The organism is Pseudomonas kielensis, assembly GCF_014236655.1.
Lineage (GTDB): Bacteria > Pseudomonadota > Gammaproteobacteria > Pseudomonadales > Pseudomonadaceae > Aquipseudomonas > Aquipseudomonas kielensis.
Window position 1 is genome coordinate 46,611 of sequence record NZ_JACMYG010000010.1, and the last position, 16,877, is coordinate 63,487.

Annotated in this window: 17 protein-coding genes; 5 read left to right on the forward strand and 12 right to left on the reverse strand. The window is 61.5% G+C overall.

What is annotated here, in order from left to right:
- Positions 1-145: 145 nt before the first annotated feature.
- From H7995_RS12190 to H7995_RS12200, 3 genes are all read left to right on the forward strand, one after another.
- Positions 146-421: an HU family DNA-binding protein gene (locus tag H7995_RS12190; RefSeq protein WP_003213368.1), complete on the forward strand. Its 276-nt coding sequence runs from the start codon at positions 146-148 to the stop codon at positions 419-421.
- A gap of 275 nt (positions 422-696) precedes the next feature.
- Positions 697-1,083 carry an SCP2 sterol-binding domain-containing protein gene (locus H7995_RS12195; RefSeq protein ID WP_166589302.1) on the forward strand — a complete coding sequence of 129 codons (387 nt, stop codon included), beginning with the start codon at positions 697-699 and terminating at the stop codon, positions 1,081-1,083.
- A 159-nt stretch (positions 1,084-1,242) separates the two neighbouring features.
- A complete protein-coding gene (locus H7995_RS12200; RefSeq protein ID WP_185818432.1) occupies positions 1,243-2,499 on the forward strand; it encodes an NHL repeat-containing protein in 1,257 nt (418 codons plus the stop codon).
- A gap of 81 nt (positions 2,500-2,580) precedes the next feature.
- Here the strand turns inward: H7995_RS12200 and H7995_RS12205 are convergent, their stop codons facing one another.
- The 6 genes from H7995_RS12205 to exbB all read right to left on the reverse strand — a co-directional run bounded on the left by H7995_RS12205 (position 2,581) and on the right by exbB (position 9,393).
- A complete protein-coding gene (locus H7995_RS12205; protein ID WP_166589300.1) occupies positions 2,581-3,981 on the reverse strand; it encodes an aminoacyl-tRNA deacylase and HDOD domain-containing protein in 1,401 nt (466 codons plus the stop codon).
- Positions 3,982-4,058: 77 nt separating this feature from the next.
- Positions 4,059-6,134 (reverse strand): ATP-dependent DNA helicase RecG, encoded by a 2,076-nt coding sequence (gene recG, locus H7995_RS12210; RefSeq protein ID WP_166589299.1) that lies wholly within the window; start codon positions 6,132-6,134, stop codon positions 4,059-4,061.
- A gap of 9 nt (positions 6,135-6,143) precedes the next feature.
- On the reverse strand, positions 6,144-7,067 hold the full coding sequence (locus tag H7995_RS12215; protein WP_095164903.1) for a hydrogen peroxide-inducible genes activator: 924 nt from the start codon (positions 7,065-7,067) through the stop codon (positions 6,144-6,146).
- A 161-nt stretch (positions 7,068-7,228) separates the two neighbouring features.
- The gene (locus H7995_RS12220; RefSeq protein ID WP_166589298.1) at positions 7,229-7,975 is read right to left on the reverse strand and encodes an energy transducer TonB family protein; all 747 of its coding nucleotides are present in this window, start codon (positions 7,973-7,975) and stop codon (positions 7,229-7,231) included.
- Positions 7,972-8,400 carry a TonB system transport protein ExbD gene (gene exbD / locus H7995_RS12225; RefSeq protein WP_166589297.1) on the reverse strand — a complete coding sequence of 143 codons (429 nt, stop codon included), beginning with the start codon at positions 8,398-8,400 and terminating at the stop codon, positions 7,972-7,974. The genes H7995_RS12220 and exbD overlap by 4 nt, the downstream gene beginning before the upstream one ends.
- A 6-nt stretch (positions 8,401-8,406) precedes the next feature.
- Entirely contained in the window at positions 8,407-9,393 is a 987-nt protein-coding gene (exbB, locus tag H7995_RS12230) for a tonB-system energizer ExbB (protein WP_166589296.1), read from the reverse strand.
- 188 nt (positions 9,394-9,581) lie between these two features.
- Between exbB and H7995_RS12235 the strand changes: the two genes are divergently transcribed.
- Positions 9,582-10,439, forward strand: coding sequence for an SDR family oxidoreductase (locus H7995_RS12235; RefSeq protein ID WP_185818433.1), 858 nt, complete (start codon positions 9,582-9,584; stop codon positions 10,437-10,439).
- A 128-nt stretch (positions 10,440-10,567) separates the two neighbouring features.
- Here the strand turns inward: H7995_RS12235 and H7995_RS12240 are convergent, their stop codons facing one another.
- The 6 genes from H7995_RS12240 to H7995_RS12265 all read right to left on the reverse strand — a co-directional run bounded on the left by H7995_RS12240 (position 10,568) and on the right by H7995_RS12265 (position 15,873).
- The gene (locus H7995_RS12240) at positions 10,568-11,308 is read right to left on the reverse strand and encodes a hypothetical protein (protein WP_182342858.1); all 741 of its coding nucleotides are present in this window, start codon (positions 11,306-11,308) and stop codon (positions 10,568-10,570) included.
- Between the two features lie 55 nt (positions 11,309-11,363).
- Positions 11,364-11,744 carry a RidA family protein gene (locus H7995_RS12245; protein WP_003229509.1) on the reverse strand — a complete coding sequence of 127 codons (381 nt, stop codon included), beginning with the start codon at positions 11,742-11,744 and terminating at the stop codon, positions 11,364-11,366.
- A 37-nt stretch (positions 11,745-11,781) separates the two neighbouring features.
- Positions 11,782-13,887: a bifunctional GTP diphosphokinase/guanosine-3',5'-bis pyrophosphate 3'-pyrophosphohydrolase gene (spoT, locus tag H7995_RS12250; RefSeq protein WP_166589293.1), complete on the reverse strand. Its 2,106-nt coding sequence runs from the start codon at positions 13,885-13,887 to the stop codon at positions 11,782-11,784.
- 57 nt (positions 13,888-13,944) lie between these two features.
- Positions 13,945-14,208 (reverse strand): DNA-directed RNA polymerase subunit omega, encoded by a 264-nt coding sequence (gene rpoZ, locus H7995_RS12255; RefSeq protein ID WP_003177259.1) that lies wholly within the window; start codon positions 14,206-14,208, stop codon positions 13,945-13,947.
- Positions 14,209-14,376: 168 nt separating this feature from the next.
- Positions 14,377-14,997 carry a guanylate kinase gene (gmk, locus tag H7995_RS12260; protein ID WP_166589292.1) on the reverse strand — a complete coding sequence of 207 codons (621 nt, stop codon included), beginning with the start codon at positions 14,995-14,997 and terminating at the stop codon, positions 14,377-14,379.
- A gap of 12 nt (positions 14,998-15,009) precedes the next feature.
- Entirely contained in the window at positions 15,010-15,873 is an 864-nt protein-coding gene (locus H7995_RS12265; RefSeq protein ID WP_166589291.1) for a YicC/YloC family endoribonuclease, read from the reverse strand.
- A gap of 268 nt (positions 15,874-16,141) precedes the next feature.
- Between H7995_RS12265 and rph the strand changes: the two genes are divergently transcribed.
- On the forward strand, positions 16,142-16,864 hold the full coding sequence (gene rph / locus H7995_RS12270) for a ribonuclease PH (protein WP_095164885.1): 723 nt from the start codon (positions 16,142-16,144) through the stop codon (positions 16,862-16,864).
- The last annotated feature ends 13 nt before the right edge of the window (positions 16,865-16,877 follow it).

Consider the following 16,877-nt stretch of genomic DNA (forward strand, 5'->3'; position numbering starts at 1 on the left):
AAGGTCGCGCCGAGACTGGCGTAGCCCGTATCCGCGTGCCATCCTCACACCCGTCTGCCGCAGAGTAGAGCCTGCGGCGCCTTGGGCGCTGTTCCGGAAGAACAGCACGGACATAACAACAAAAAACCGTCAAAGAGGCTTCACTATGCGTAAACCAGAACTCGCCGCCGCAATCGCCGAAAAAGCTGATCTCACCAAAGAGCAGGCCAACCGCGTCCTCAACGCCGTTCTTGAAGAGATCACCGGCGCACTGCACCGCAAAGACAGCGTGACCCTGGTAGGGTTCGGCACTTTCCTGCAGCGCCACCGTGGTGCCCGCACCGGCAAAAACCCGCAGACCGGTGAGCCAGTGAAAATCAAGGCCAGCAACACCGTGGCGTTCAAGCCAGGCAAATCGTTGAAAGACAGCGTCAATCCGTAATCCCCCCCGACCACGCTCCCGTCTAACGGGTGAGCTGGATCGAAAAATGGGCACGCCAACGAGGTTGGGTGCCCATTTTTTGTGGCCGCTTACCCGGGCAGGCTGCGGGCAGGCACGGGCGTGTGGCGGTCTCCGGTTTGAACTGATAACGGTGACTTGGTGGTCATCTTACGTAAAAAGCAGCTCATCTCCCGCTAACGATAGGTAACAGTGGCGTTCCGGTTTGAACTCGTTAAACTGCCCCGGCGTTCACTTTTTTCTTCTGGGGCTTGAGCATGAAATTTCGTTTTCTCCTGTGGATGCTGGGCTTGCTGATGCGCAAGGCCAGTCGGACCAACCCGGCTTTTCAACAGCAATTGGCCGACAAGGACCTGGTGTTCCAGTTGCAGACGCTGGACGGCAAGGTGGCGCGGCACTTCGTGGTCAAGGACCAGCGCATCACCAGCAAGTCCGGGCTGTATGCCGAGCCGGCCTTCGCGATTGCCTTCAAGGACGCCGCCTATGGCTTTGCCACGATGCAGGCGAAGAACAAGCAACTGGCGTTCATGACCGGGATCCAGGACAAGTCGATCCAGATCAAGGGCAACCCGGCGCTGGTGATGTGGTTCCAGGGGCTGACCAAGTATCTGAAGCCGAAGAAAAAGCCGGCTGCTGGTCGCTGATAGAGCCTTGGAAAGTTTTTGTGCTTAATCGAGCCAAGTTGTGATTAAAAAGCACTAAAGACCTGTCATTTATGACAGGTTACGGACGTCTTTTTACGTGCTCCACTGTACGGGTGTAGGGGGTTGTGCACCCTTTGTTTAACACCATGGAGTGCGGACATGAACAGTTTGAACGAAGCGGCGGCGGGCACCCTTGACCCGTCTTTTGGCGATAATGGTGTGGTGGATTTAGTCTCTGACGGCGACAGAAGTGTTCGTCACTCCATTCTTGCCCTGTCTAACGGAAAGTTGATTTATGCCAACGGTGATCATACGGATTGGCAAAATACTTTGAAGTTGAGGCGTGTGAATGCCAACGGTTTCTTCGACTCTTCCTTCGGCGAAAGCGGAGCGGTAACACTGCATATTGGATGGAGCACTGCGCCTCGATTTGGATTGTTTTCATATCCGGCAGATAAATTTTTGATAAAGGGTACACACCTGAGTGAGGATGGTCAGCGCGATATGGTATTCGCTCGGCTGGATTTCGATGGTCGAATTGATACTACTTTTGGCACCGATGGGTTCGTGAGGATCGAACCCTATGATCTGATTTGCCCTGGAACGGCAAAGCCAAAAAATGAACACACAGGCAAATCTTTAACCCCCGCAATTAACTACATTGGCGGTTCTGTGTGCGTGCAACCTGACGGCAAGATTCTAGTGGCGCATAGCGGCGTTCGGGATGCCGAGGACCGGAATAGTGGATTGGTTTTTCGCCTTATGCCGGATGGCTCGGTTGATAAGACATTTAACGGGGCGGGTGTATTACTTATCGAGCTTAATGGCGTAAACGCAGAGAGTAATGAAGCCATTAGTATTGCGCTGCAGAAGGATGGAGCATTTCTGGTGTGCGGTGCCTTCGTTGTTGGAACAACCGTAAGTAGCTATGTCATTCGTTACAAAGAAAATGGCGAGCTGGACAGCAGTTTCAATAATGGGCGGCCAGTAATCATTACTGATCCTGGTTTTGAAATGACGGCGGCTGCGACCCTCTCAGTCAGGGAGAGTGACGGAGAAATTGTTGTTGTAGGAGCCGCCTATGAGAAGTGGAATGCAACGCCATCTTCCGAAACGCCGTGGATTGCAGTTCTAAGTACTGAAGGATCCTTCAGACCCTCGTTTAATAATGGCACTCCACTTTTCGCGCGAGTATTGCCCGCTAAGAGTTGGTGGCGAAATTGTGCATGGCAGGAAGATACAATTTTTGTGTCCGGATCAGTAGTGGCACGCTATCTGTTGAGCGGCTCACTGGATACATCGTTCAACGAGAAGGGTTGGAACGCCCACAGAAACAGCTATGAAGACATGGTGGTAACAAACGATAGGAAGCTTGTCCTGATAGGGCAGAGTAGCTTGTTACGCTACCTGACTTGAGAAGTAGGACGAAGCTTCGAAGGCAAGCCATGCTCGCTCAGGGCGCACGTGCTTTCATCGCGGGCAAGCCCGCGATGCTTTTCAGTTGTGAGTGAACTGCGACGCCAGTTCGCGCAACAGCACTTCGGCCTCCAGCACCTTGCTGACCGCCTCTTCGGCTTTGTCGCGGGTCAGGCCCAGGCGCTCGAGCAGGGCGTCGGGGATGTTGGTGTCCGGGCCGGAACCGACGCCTCGGCTGCGCAGCAGGCGCACGGCCAGGCACACCAGGTTGGCGTACTCGGCGAATTCGCCGTCGTAGGTCGGGTCGTGCTGGAAGCGCAGGGCCGTGGCCAGCTCGTCGGGCATGTCCCAGTGGCGCATCAGCCAGGCGCCGATCTGTTCCCGGCTGATCCCCAGCAAATGCTGCTCGACGTAGGTGTGGCACAGGTGCGGGTTGACCTCCTGGTGACGGCAGATCAGCGAGAAGTGCGGCGGGAAGACGTGCGCCAGCAGCAGGTAGCCAAAGTTGTGCAGCAAGCCCGCCAGGTAGGTCAGGCCGGCTTCCGGGCGCTGGGCGCGCGGCATGGCCCGGGTCAGGCCCTCGATGACGGCGGCGGTGTAGATCGACTGCTGCCAGTACGGCGTGGCCTGTTGTGGGTGATCCTTGGGCAGGCTCAGGGTTTTGCCCAGGGCCAGACCCAGCGCCAGGTTGATCACCAGGTCAAACCCCAGTACGCGGACAATCGCGTCTTCCACTGAACGGATCTTGCCGGGCGATGCGTAGTACGGCGATGCGGCCCAGCTCACCACTTGGGCGGCGAGCGCCGGATCGGTCTCGACGACGCCGGTGATGTCGTCGATGGTGGCGTTGGGGTCGACCCGCAGCTTGATGATTTTCTGCGCGGAACCGGCCAGGGGTGGGATCTCGATGGTCGCTTCCAGGCGCTGCTGGATGCGGCGCGCGGTGAAGGCCTGGACGGCCTGGGTGATTTCCTCGCGGTCATCTCCCGGGCGGTCGAGGTTCGGACGGATGCGGCTCAGCGGCTCGCCAAAATGGGCGGCGCTGGCCTGGGTGAGCATGCTTTTGAAATCTTCGCCGCGGATTTCCAGGAGCATGCCCGGCTCGCCGGAGTTGATCAGCAGCAGCGGCTGGTCGAGCAGGCTTTGTTCGTACAGGCACGGAGAGCTGGTGAGTGCCGGCAGGCCGGGCAGCAGGCTCAGGTTGTGCTTGCCGAGCATGCGCTCAAGGCGCTCCTGCGGCACTGCGGTGAGGCGGCGACCGGTGAGTTCGGCCAAGCGATTGAGGTCCAGCAGCTGGCTCTGCGGGAACAGCACCATGAGCGCACCGATGGCGTCGTCGAGCAGCACCGCCTGGACCTTGCGCTCGGCATTCAGGCCGGGGTGTTCAAGCACTTCGGTGTAGCTGATGCCCAGCTTGCCGAGCAACAGCCGGATAACCGACGGCGTGTGCGGAGTTTCGCCAGCGAGAGCAACTTCAGTCATGGTATGGATCCGATCCCTACAATTTCGAGAGTATAACCAGCTTGCCGGTGCCCTTGCTGGCCAAGCCAGGCGGCACGTTACACCTGGCCGTATTGTTGCCCATGGCGCAGCCAGCGATCCAGCAACGGGCTGACATGGTGCGGCCAGCGTTCCAGCAGCGCCTGGGCCGCGTCGCGCACCGCAGGTAGCAGGTCGGCGTCGCGCATCAGGTCGGCGACCTTGAATTGCAGCAGGCCGGTCTGGCGAGTGCCGAGCATTTCGCCGGGGCCACGCAGTTCGAGGTCCTTTTCGGCGATCACAAATCCGTCGTTGGTTTCGCGCATGATGCCCAGGCGTTGCCGGCCGATCTGCGAAAGTGGCGGATGGTAGAGCAGCACGCAGTGGCTGGCGGCGCTGCCCCGGCCTACCCGGCCACGCAGTTGGTGCAATTGCGCCAGGCCCAGGCGTTCCGGATTTTCGATGATCATCAAGCTGGCATTGGGCACGTCGACCCCGACTTCGATCACCGTGGTGGCTACCAGCAGTTGCAGGGCAGCGGCCTTGAACTCGGCCATCACCGCGGCCTTTTCCGCAGGCTTCATGCGGCCGTGGATCAGCCCCACTTTCAATTCGCCGAGGGCGGCGGTGAGGTCGGCAAAGGTGGTCTCGGCCGCCTGGCAGGTGAGTTCCTCCGATTCCTCGATCAGGGTGCACACCCAATACGCCTGGCGTCCTTCGGCACAAGCCCCGCGTACGCGCTCGATGACTTCGACGCGGCGCGTGTCGGTGACCAGCACGGTATTGACCGGGGTACGACCGGGCGGCAGTTCGTCGAGGATCGAGGTGTCGAGGTCGGCGTAGGCGCTCATGGCCAGGGTCCGTGGAATCGGCGTGGCGGTCATGATCAACTGGTGTGGGCACATCCGCCCGCCCACGCCTTTCTGGCGCAGCGCCAGGCGTTGCTGGACGCCGAAGCGGTGTTGTTCGTCGATGATCACCAGCGCCAGGTTCTTGAACTGCACTTCGTCCTGGAACAGCGCGTGGGTGCCGACCACCATGGGCGTACCGCTGGCGATCTGCTCCAGGGCGGCGACGCGGTTCTTGCCCTTGAGCTTGCCGGCCAGCCAGGCGACTTCCAGGCCCAGGGGCTCGAGCCAGCGCTTGAAGGTGATGAAGTGTTGTTCGGCGAGAATCTCGGTGGGCGCCATCAGCGCCACCTGGTAGCCGGCCTCCAACGCTTGCAGGGCGGCGAGGGCGGCGACTACGGTCTTGCCGGCGCCGACATCGCCCTGGATCAGCCGCAGCATGGGCTCTTGCTGGCTCATGTCGTAAGCGATTTCATTGCCCACCCGTTGCTGCGCGCCGGTCGGCGGGAAGCCCAGGTTGGCCAGGTATTGGGCCGGTAACCGGCTGGCCTTGGGCATGGCCGGCGCGCGGAGCGAGCGCATGCTTTCGCGCAGGCGCTGTTGCGACAGTTGATGGGTCAGCAACTCTTCGAATGCCAGGCGATGTTGCGCCCAGTGGTGGCCCAGGGCGAGTTCGTCGACATCGGCATCGGCGGGTGGGTGATGCAGGTAGCGGATGGCGTCGTCCAGCGGCGCCAGTTGGTAGTCGCGCGCCAGTTCGTTGGGCAACCAGTCCGGCAGGCTGCTGGGGCCGAGCAGGGTCAGGGTTTGCTGGCACAGTTGGCGCAAACGCTGCTGGGTCAGGCCTTCGGTGAGCGGGTAGACCGGGGTCAGGGTTTCATCCACCGGCGGCGGTTCGTCGCCGGTGATGGCGCGGTATTCCGGGTGGTAGATCTCAAGCCCCGACGCGCCGGGCCGCGCTTCGCCGTAGCAGCGCAGGCGGGTGCCGCGTTTCAGGCCTTCCTTTTGCGCGTTGCTGAAATGGTAGAAGCGCAGGCTCAGGCTGCCGGTGCCGTCCTGCAGGCGTACTACCAGGCTGCGGCGCCGGCCCATGACCACGTCGGCGCCGCTGACGGTGCCTTCGATGACCGCGTCCTGCCCGGGCCGCAAATGACCGATGGGCACCACCCGGGTGCGGTCCTGATAGCGCAGCGGCAGGTGGAACAGGACGTCCTGGAGGTTCTCCAGGCCGACCTTGGCGAGTTTCTCGGCCATGGCTTCGCCGACACCCTTGAGTGCCGTGACCGGCACTTGCGACAGCTCAGTCATGGCGAACGCTTAACCCGCAGCCGTGGCCGGCTTGGCCACCGAGCAGAGGCGGATCGAGTCGGCGAGGATTTCGATCGCTTTGGGCCGTGGGAAGCTGGCGCGCCAGGCGATGGCCACGGTGCGAAATGGCACGGGTGGGGTCAGCGGGCGGACCTCGATCACGCCGGGGGCGTAGTGGTGGCTGTCGACGGCCGAGAGCGGCAGGATCGAGATGCCCAGGCCCGAGGCCACCATGTGGCGGATAGTTTCCAGCGAACTGGACTCGACGGTGGTGTGCTTGGCGCCGTCGTTGCCCTTGGCCAGGGTCGGGCAGGCTTCGAGGACCTGGTCGCGGAAGCAGTGACCTTCACCGAGCAGCAGCAGGCTCTTGTCGTTGAGCAGGCTGGCGTCGATGGTGTCTTTCTGGGTCCAGGGGTGCTGGGCCGGCATCAGGACGTAGAACGGCTCGTCGTAGAGCTGCAGGGTCAGCACGTCGGCTTCGTTGAACGGCAGGGCGATGATGATTGCGTCGAGCTCGCCATTGCGCAGCTTGTCGCGCAGCACGTGGGTGAAGTTTTCTTCGATGTACAACGGCATCTGCGGGGCGACCCGGTGCAGTTGTGGAATCAGATGCGGGAACAGATACGGACCGACGGTGTAGATCGCCCCGACCTTGAGCGGCGCGGTCAGCTGGTTCTTGCCAGCCTGGGCCAGTTCACGGATGCCCTGGGCCTGTTCCAGGACCTTCTGCGCCTGGGCGACGATGCCTTCGCCGACCGGGGTCAGGCGCACCGCGCTTTTGCTGCGCTCGAAAATCAGCACACCGAGTTCGTCTTCAAGCTTTTTCACGCCCACCGACAGGGTCGGTTGACTGACGTGGCAGCGTTCAGCCGCGTGGCCGAAATGCTGTTCTTGGGCGAGGGTAACGATGTAGCGTAATTCTGTGAGGGTCATAGCGGGCGTCCATGAAGTTGCGGGCCAAGCATACCGGCTGCAATCGATAGACGCACGTTATCAGACTGAGTGTGTCGAGTGACACTGGGCAATGCATCTTTGCCGTTGCCGGATATGCAGAAGGCACCTTTCGGTGCCTTCCTTGCAGGGCATTGTGTTGCTTAACGGCGCTTCTTCTCCAGCGAATACACAAACGGTGCGACGATTTCGATCGAGCCGTTGTTGAGCATATCGGCCGGTGGCTTGGGCAGGGGCTGGGCGCGGCGGATCATTTCCAGGGTGGCCCGGTCCAGATCGGCGTTACCGGAGCGTCCTACCAGCTCATAGGACAACACCTTGCCTTCGGCATCGACCACAAACCGCAAGCGGTTCAGGCCTTCCTTGCCGCGTGCCTGGGCGCCCGGCGGGTACTTCTTGTACTTCTGCAGGTGCGCCAGCAGCGAGCCTTGCCAACTGGCCTTGGCGGCATTTTGTGCTGCCGTTGGGCCGGGGTTGGGCTGCGCCGATGTGGCGGGCGGTACGTTGCTTGGCTGGGCCTCGGACGGTGGCGAGTCCGAAGGCTTTTCCTTCACCGGCTCAGGCTTTTTCTCTACCGGTTTGGGCGGCTGAGGCTTGGGCTTGGGTTTTGGCTTGGGCACCGAGATGGTCGGTTTTGGCGCCTCGGCCAGTTTTGGCAGTGGCAGTTCTTCTACCGGTGTCGGCGGTTGGGGTGGCGTTACGACCTTGGGCGGTGCCGGTTGAGGTGGCGCCGGAACAGGCGCCAACTCGACCAGCATCGCCATCGGCGGCAGCGTGACGGGGGGCGAGGACTTCCAGTTGAGCGCGAGGATTACCGCGACCGCGTGGACGCCGAGCACCACTGCCAGGCTAGCGCTGTAACGCGTCAGCTTTTGGCGCGTCGTGATCATTTTTTGGCTGCCGTCTCAAGTCCGACCAGGCCGACCTTCAGGTAACCGGCTGCCCGCAGGGCGTCCATTACGTGCATCAGGTCGCCATAGTCCACGCCTTTGTCGGCCTGGAAGAAGATGGTGGTGTCCTTCTTGCCCTGGGTGCGAGCATCGAGGGTCGCGCCGAGGGTCTCGGCCTTGACTTCGTCTTCGCCCAGGTACAGCCGTTGGTCGGCCTTGACGCTGAGGAACACTGGCTTTTCCGGCCTCGGCGCCGGCTTGGCGCTGGAGGCGGGCAGGTCAACCTTGATGTCCACGGTGGCCAGCGGGGCCGCCACCATGAAGATGATCAACAGCACCAGCATCACGTCGATGAACGGCGTGACGTTGATTTCGTGGTTCTCGGCGAGGTCGTCGCTCGCGCCTTCCTTCAAATGCAGGCCCATGGCTGATTACCCTACTTTGACCATATGCGGCTGCGAGGAGCGCTCGCTTGGCAGGTGATCGAGGTCGCGGCTGACCAGCAGCAGGACTTCAGCGGAGGCGTCGGAGACCTGAGCCTTGTAGCCGGCGATGGAGCGGGCGAAGACGTTGTAGATGACCACGGCGGGGATTGCCGCCACCAGGCCCAGTGCCGTTGCCAGCAGGGCTTCGGCGATGCCTGGGGCGACCACGGCGAGGTTGGTGGTCTGGGTCTTGGCGATGCCAATGAAGCTGTTCATGATGCCCCACACGGTACCGAACAGACCGACGAAGGGGGCGGTGGAACCGATGGTGGCCAGCACGCCGGTACCGTTGCTCATGTTGCGACCACAGGCCGCGACCAGGCGCTCCAGGCGGAAGCTGACACGTTCCTTGATGCCTTCCTTCTCACGGCTGTTGGCCGACAGGCGCATTTCTTCCAGGGCGTCGTGGACCAGCAGGTTGGCCAGGGTCCCGGCCTTGGTGGCAGTGGCGCTGGCTTCCCTGAGGGTGGTGGCCTTTTTCAGGTGAGTGATTTCAGTGCGCAGGCGACGCTTGGCAGCCATGAGCTCGTAGCCCTTGGCGATCCAGATGGTCCAGGTGATGATCGAGGCGATGGCCAGGCCGATCATCACGATTTTCACGATGATGTCGGCGTTCTGGTACATGCCCCACGGCGACAGGTCATGGGCCATGCCCAGGGTGTTGTCAGCTTCCAGGACTTGCGGCTCGTCAGCGGCCGGTGCGTCGGTCGCCAGGGCCGGGTCGGTAACGACCGGCGTCACGGTGGGCGCTGCGTGGTCGGCGGCCGGTGCAGGGGCTACTGCTGCAGCTGGCGCGGTGGCGGAGGTCGGCTCATCGGCGAACGCTGCGGTGGGGGCCAGCAGGAGACTGAACACCAGTGCGGCGACGGCGCTCAAGGCGCGCAGCGGGCGGATGGGTGTGGTTGGCGAAGCGGAGAGTGGATTACGTGTCATGCTGGCCGGACCTGAGAGAAAAAGAGGGTTAATGTCCTTCCAGGCCTCGTGGGGCCGAGAACAAAGTGGCGGGCATTATTGCAATTAATTCTTGTTAACAGAAGTAATAGCGTCTCTTTTTTTCTTCTATTACTAGCCGCTCGTCCATTGTCGAAGCTAGTCTGTGCCTTTATCAGGGGAGTTATTTGATGTCCGCGCCTAGTGTGTTGATCGCCGGTTGTGGTGATGTCGGCGGCCGTCTGGCCGAGCAAATGCTGGCAAAAGGCTGGCAGGTCTATGGGTTGCGCCGCACCATTGCCAACCTGCCGGCTGGGGTGATCGGGGTCGCCGGTGACCTGTTCAACGAAGATTGCCCGGAGACCTGGCCCGTCGGCGCAGTGGACTACCTGGTGTATTGCGCGGCGGCCACCGATCACGATGAGGCGGGCTATCGTGCGGCCTATGTGCAGGGCCTGCGGAATGTGTTGGGCTGGCTGGACGACTACGGCCAGGTGCCCGAGCGCTTGCTGTTTGTTTCCAGCAGCAGTGTCTACGAGCAGCAGGACGGTGGTTGGGTCGATGAAACCTCAGCGGCCAAGGCCTCGGCCTATTCCGGACGGGTGATGCTGGAGGCCGAGCAGGTAGCGCTGGGTAGCGGCATCCCGGCCAGCGTGGTGCGCTTGACCGGTATCTACGGCCCGGGCCGTGAGTGGCTGTTGACCCAGGTGCGTCGTGGCTATCGCGTGGCCGTCGACCCGCCGCTGTATGGCAACCGGATTCATGCCGATGACGCGGCCGGTCTGCTGGCGTTCTTGCTCAATGCCGATCAACAGGGGGTGGTGCTGGACGATTGCTACATCGGCGTCGACGATGCGCCGGCCCCGCTGGCCGAGGTGGTGGCGTGGCTGCGCGAATACCTGGGCGTGACGGAGTGGGCCGAGGACGCCAGCGTGCGGCGTACCGGCAGCAAGCGATGCAGCAATGCGCGCGCCAGGGCATTGGGCTGGGCGCCGCACTATCCAAGCTACCGTGAAGGTTATGGGGCGATTCTGGCAGGCAAGGCCTGAGGCGGGAGCGAGCCGGGTGGGATTCCGGCTGCGCGCGATGCACGTCAACGACTACGTGTGCTGCTTGAATCCATGCGTTGGCGTTGAGTTCATCGCGAGCGGGCTCGCTCCCACCGTTACCTAACGGCTTACTGCTTTTCCAGGGCCCATTGACGGGTGCCCGGGGAGAACGACGGCTTTTCATCGGCTTGCGCGCCGTTGACGGCCTGGAAAATCTCCATGTCATCGCCCTTGCGGGTAAAGATCCATGGGTTGCCCTGTTCGTTGAGTTGCAGCCAGATGGTGTCATTGCCACCACTCATCGACGCGCAATCGCCGGCCAGGCACAAGGCGTAGCGATCGGCACCCGGCAAGCCCTGCACGGAGCCGTCGGCCTGGAACTGCACAGTATTGCCTTCTCCAGGTCCGTTGACGATCTTCCAGCCGCCGCCCAGGTAGGCCGAATAAAGTGCGCGCTCAAAGCTGGCACCCAGCGGGGCGCCTGCGGGAACGGCTTCCTTGGGCAGGTCAAACGTCTGCTCCGGCTCATTGTCGTTGGCCGCTTGTTGCAGTCGTTTACCGTCGCGTTTCAATTCGCTGCCGGAGCTGCCGTACACCTCGATCTTCCAGGTGCCGGATTGCTCGCCGAGGATCTTGCCCTCGATGTTTTCAAAGCCGTTGGTGTAACGCGCCTGGCTGGCCTTGGTGTTGACGTCCCATTCCAGGTTCGGGCCATTGGCTTGCAGGGCTTCACGCAGCGGAACGCCCTTGGCTGCGGCATCGATCGCCGCCTGGTTGATCCACGTGCCGCTGATGTCGCGGTCGGCAGGGTCACTGGCACAGCCGCCGAGCAGCACCGCAAGCAACGAGAGAGCTAGCGCTTTGCGCATGAGGAAATCCTTTGGGAGCGGGGTCGGCGTTACCTGTCAGGTAACGCCGCGCGTGTTACTCGATTACCAGAATGGCGTCCATTTCAACCTGGGAGCCCTTAGGCAGGGCAGCCACGCCGATGGCGGCGCGGGCAGGGTAAGGCTGGTCGAAGTACTTGCCCATGATCTCGTTGACCTTGGCGAAGTGGCTCAGGTCGGTGAGGAAGATGTTCAGCTTGACGATGTCCTTGAACGAACCGCCGGCAGCTTCTGCAACGGCCTTGAGGTTCTCGAACACCTGGACGGTCTGGGCTTCGAAGCCTTCGACCAGTTCCATGGTTTTTGGATCGAGGGGGATCTGACCGGACATGTAGACGGTGTTGCCGGCCTTGATCGCCTGGGAATAAGTGCCGATAGCGGCTGGGGCCTTGTCGCTGGTGATAACAGTCTTGGTCATTGATGACTCCTTGTAATGGCTTGGCTACGTTGGCGAGCTATGCACGCATGCGGGTGATGCGGATCACCCCGGTCAGGGCGCGCAGTTTCTTGATCACGCGGGCCAGGTGCACGCGGTCGTGCACGCTGACCACCAGTTGAACCACGCTGATGCGACCATCGCGTTCGTCCATGCTGATTTTCTCGATGTTGCCGTCGGCGGCATTGACGCTGCTGGCCAACAGGGCGATCAGGCCGCGCTGGTGTTCCAGTTCGACGCGCAACTCGACGTTGAATTCGCCGGTGACATCCTTGGCCCACGACAACTGGATGCATTTTTCCGGGTTGTGGCGGATTTCGCTGATGTTGCGGCAGTTGTCCAGGTGCACGACCATGCCTTTGCCCGCGGACAGATGGCCGACGATCGGGTCGCCCGGAATCGGCGTGCAGCACTTGGCGTAGCTGAGCACCAGGCCTTCGGTACCGCGGATTGCCAGCGGACCTTCCGGGCTGGGCAGTTGCTCGCCTTCGCCCAGCAGGCGGCGAGCCACGACATAGGCCATGCGATTGCCCAGGCCGATGTCTTCGAGCAGGTCTTCGATCAGTTCGAGGCGGTACTCGGTGAGCATTGCCTTGACCCGCTCGGCAGGGATTTTTTCCAGCGAGCTGTCAAAGCCGTTGAGCACCTTGTTCAGCAAGCGTTCGCCGAGGCTGATGGACTCGGAACGGCGTTGCAGTTTCAGCGCATGGCGGATGTGGGTACGGGCCTTGCCGGTGACCACAAAATTGAGCCACGCCGGGTTTGGTCGGGCGCCCGGGGCGCTGACGATCTCGACCGTGGAGCCGCTTTGCAGAGGCTCGGACAGCGGCGCCAGACGGCGGTTGATCCGGCAGGCGATGCAGCTGTTGCCGACGTCGGTGTGCACCGCGTAGGCGAAGTCGACCGCCGTGGAGCCTTTGGGCAGCTCCATGATCCGGCCTTTGGGCGTGAACACGTAGACCTCGTCCGGGAACAGGTCGATCTTCACGCTTTCAATGAATTCCAGCGAGTTGCCGGCGCGTTGCTGCATTTCCAGCACGCCCTTGACCCACTGGCGGGCGCGGGCATGGGTGCCTTTTGGCTGCTCGTCACCGCTGGACTTGTACAGCCAGTGCGCGGCGATGCCATTGTTGGCCATCTCTTCCATTTCACGGGTACGGATCTGGATCTCGATCGGTACGCCGTGCATGCCGAACAGCGTGGTGTGCAGCGACTGGTAGCCGTTGGCTTTGGGGATCGCGATGTAGTCCTTGAAGCGCCCCGGCAGCGGTTTGTACAAATTATGTACAGCACCTAACACGCGGTAGCAGGTGTCGACCTTGTCGACGATGATCCGGAACGCGTAGACGTCCATGATCTCGTTGAAGGCCCGACGTTTGCCGCGCATTTTTTTGTAGATGCCGTAGAGGTGTTTCTGCCGGCCACTGACTTCGCCCTGGATTTCATCGATCGCCAGGCAGTGGCTCAAGGACTCTTCGATTTTGTTGACGATTTCCTTGCGGTTGCCCCGGGCGCGTTTGACGGCCTGGTAGATCCGCGCGGAACGCATCGGGTGCATGGCCTTGAAGCCGAGGTCTTCGAACTCTATGCGGATGGCGTGCATGCCCAGCCGGTTGGCGATGGGGGCATAGATTTCCAGGGTTTCCTTGGCGATGCGCCGGCGTTTTTCACCGGACAGCACCTCCAGCGTGCGCATGTTGTGCAGGCGGTCGGCCAGCTTGACCAGGATCACGCGAATGTCGCGCGCCATGGCCATGGCCATTTTCTGGAAGTTTTCCGCTTGGGCTTCGGCCTTGGTCTCGAAATTCATCTGGGTCAGTTTGCTGACCCCGTCGACCAGTTCGGCCACGGTTTCGCCGAACTGCGCTTGTAGCGCTTCCTTGGCAATACCGGTGTCTTCGATCACGTCATGCAGCATTGCTGCCATCAGGCTCTGATGGTCCATGTGCATGTCGGCAAGAATATTCGCCACCGCAAGAGGGTGCGTGACGTACGCCTCGCCGCTACGGCGGCGTTGGCCGTCGTGGGCTTGTTCGGCGTAGAAGTACGCTCGGCGGACCAGGTTGACCTGGTCATTGCCGAGGTAGGTCGATAAGCGATCGGCGAGGGCGTCTATGCTCGGCATGATGACTCCTGCCGATGGCTGTGATCCCGCGCCGTGCTACGTCGACCAGGCATAGGCTTAGACGGCCTCGTTGGACTCGTCCTCGAACGCTGCGAACAGCGGTTCGTCTTCGACGATTTCAGCATTGGCGATGAACTCGTAGCTCATCAGGCCTTCGGCGATTTCACGCAGGGCGACAACGGTAGGCTTGTCGTTTTCCCACTGGACCAGTGGCTCTTTGCCGCCGGTGGCCAGTTGACGGGCACGCTTGGTAGAGAGCATGACCAGCTCAAAGCGGTTTTCCACGTGTTCTAGGCAGTCTTCAACGGTTACGCGGGCCATGGTATTCCTCGGAGCGAATGCAATATGCGCGCTGCCCGGTTGGGCGAGCGGACTCAACAGTTTAAAAAATCACCAGCGATTAGGGAAGCGCTGATTTTTTAACCAAGCTCTTCAACGCGCTGCAAGTGCCAATGTAAAGCCCTTGCAGCGGTTTTGGGAAGTGCTGTTTCAGCCCAGTAATTCAGCCAGCAACATACCGAAACGCACCTGTTGGCGCTTCTGTTGCAATTGATTGGCACGGAAAATCGCCTTCAAGTCATCCAGCGCGTGGGAGAAATCGTCATTGATGATCAGGTAGTCGTACTCGACATAGTGGCTCATTTCGTTGACGGCTTCACGCATCCGGTTGGCAATGATCTCGTCGCTGTCCTGGCCACGGTTGGTCAGACGCTGGTGCAAGGCTTGCAGCGATGGCGGCAGAATGAAAATTGAACGCGCCTGGGGCATCAGCTTGCGCACTTGCTCGGCGCCTTGCCAGTCGATCTCCAGAATCAGGTCGTGACCTTCGTCCAGCGTTTGCTGCAGATGGCTTTGCGAGGTGCCGTAGAAGTTGCCGAATACTTCGGCGCGCTCCAGGAAATCGCCGTGTTCGCCCATTTTCACAAAGGCTTCGCGGGTCACGAAGTGATAGTTCACGCCGTCCACTTCGCCCGGACGCATGGCGCGGGTGGTGTGGGAAATCGATACGCGAATCTCCGGGTTGGTGTCGGTCAGGGCCTTGACCAGGCTGCTCTTGCCCGCGCCCGAGGGGGCGGAAATGATGTACAGGGTGCCAGTGCTGTGGGTCATGTCGGGGTAGCCTTACTCAATGTTCTGCACTTGTTCGCGCATTTGCTCGATCAACACTTTGAGGTTGACCGCAGCCTGGGTGCTGCGCGGGTCGAAGGCTTTGGAGCCCAGGGTGTTGGCTTCGCGGTTGAGCTCCTGCATCAGGAAGTCCAGGCGCCGGCCGGCGGCACCGCCGGACTTGAGGACGCGGCGAACTTCAATGATGTGGGTGCTCAGGCGATCCAGTTCTTCGGCAACGTCGCTCTTTTGCGCGAGCATGACCATTTCCTGCTCCAGGCGTTGCGGGTCGAGTTCGGCCTGCATGTCGGCGAAGCGGTCGAGGACTTTCTGGCGCTGGGTGGCGAGCATCTGCGGGACCAGCTCACGCAGGGTCACGACGTCTTCTTCAATGGCGCTCAGGCGCTCGTTGATCAGCCGTGCCAGCTCCGCGCCTTCGCGCTCGCGGCCGGCCTTGAGCTCCTTGAGGCCCTGGTTGAACAGCGCCAGTGCCTCGGCATTGAGCGCTTGTGGGTCGCTGGCGTCGGCCACCAAGACCCCCGGCCAGGCCAGCACTTCCAGCGGGTTGAGTGCCGCAGGATTGCTGATCAGGCTGGCAATGGTTTCGGCGGCGGCGATCAGTTGCGCGGCGCGCTCGCGATCAACCTGCAGCGCCTTGCCGGTGGTTTCTTCGGTAAAACGCAGGGTGCACTCGAGCTTGCCACGCGACAGGCCCTGGCGTAGGGCCTCGCGCACATTGCCCTCGAGGTCACGAAAGGACTCTGGCAGGCGCAGGTGCGGTTCCAGATAGCGGCTGTTGACCGAGCGCAGCTCCCAGCTCAGGGTGCCCTGGCTGCCGGCTTTTTCGACGCGGGCAAAGGCGGTCATGCTGTGCACCATGGCGGTACCTCGCGATGCAGATCGCCAGCGAACCCCGGGGTTCGGCGAACCTGCTTGAATGAATTAAAGCCCACAGGCAACAAAGGCGCAGGATTGTAGCGCAGTGCAGGGGGAGCTCCCAAACGAGGCGTGCGACAAAGCGCTGCAGCTCGTCGCAGCGTGCGCGGCAGAGCCCTCGCTCGTCGCCGGTTTTTTTTAGAAGTGCCCAGGCGTGCCCGGCCGCCCTATAATGCTCGGCAGATTTCCGTCCTTCGTACAGGTATCCCCTATGAAACGTCCAAGTGGTCGCGCTGCCGATCAGCTTCGCTCGATCCGCATCACCCGCAACTACACCAAACACGCCGAGGGATCTGTACTGGTCGAGTTTGGCGATACCAAGGTGATCTGCACCGTCAGCGTCGAGAACGGCGTACCGCGCTTCCTCAAGGGCCAGGGCCAGGGCTGGTTGACCGCCGAGTACGGCATGCTGCCGCGCGCCACCGGCGAGCGTAACCAGCGCGAAGCAAGCCGTGGCAAGCAAGGCGGCCGCACCCTGGAAATCCAACGCCTGATCGGCCGTTCGCTGCGCGCTGCGCTGGATATGTCCAAGCTCGGCGATGTGACCCTGTACGTCGATTGCGACGTGATCCAGGCCGACGGCGGTACCCGTACTGCCTCGATCACCGGCGCCATGGTGGCCCTGGTCGATGCCTTGAAAGTGATCAAGAAGCGTGGCGGCCTGAAAGGCGGCGACCCGCTCAAGCAAATGATCGCAGCCGTGTCGGTGGGCATGTACCAGGGCGAGCCAGTGCTGGACCTGGACTACCTGGAAGATTCGGCAGCCGAGACCGACCTGAACGTGGTGATGACCAGCACCGGTGGTTTCATCGAAGTGCAGGGCACCGCCGAAGGCGCGCCGTTCCAGCCTGAAGAGCTGACGGCGATGCTGGAGCTGGCGAAAAAAGGCATGGCCGAGATTTTCGACTTGCAACAGGCTGCGCTGGCGGACTGATTGTTCCGGTCGC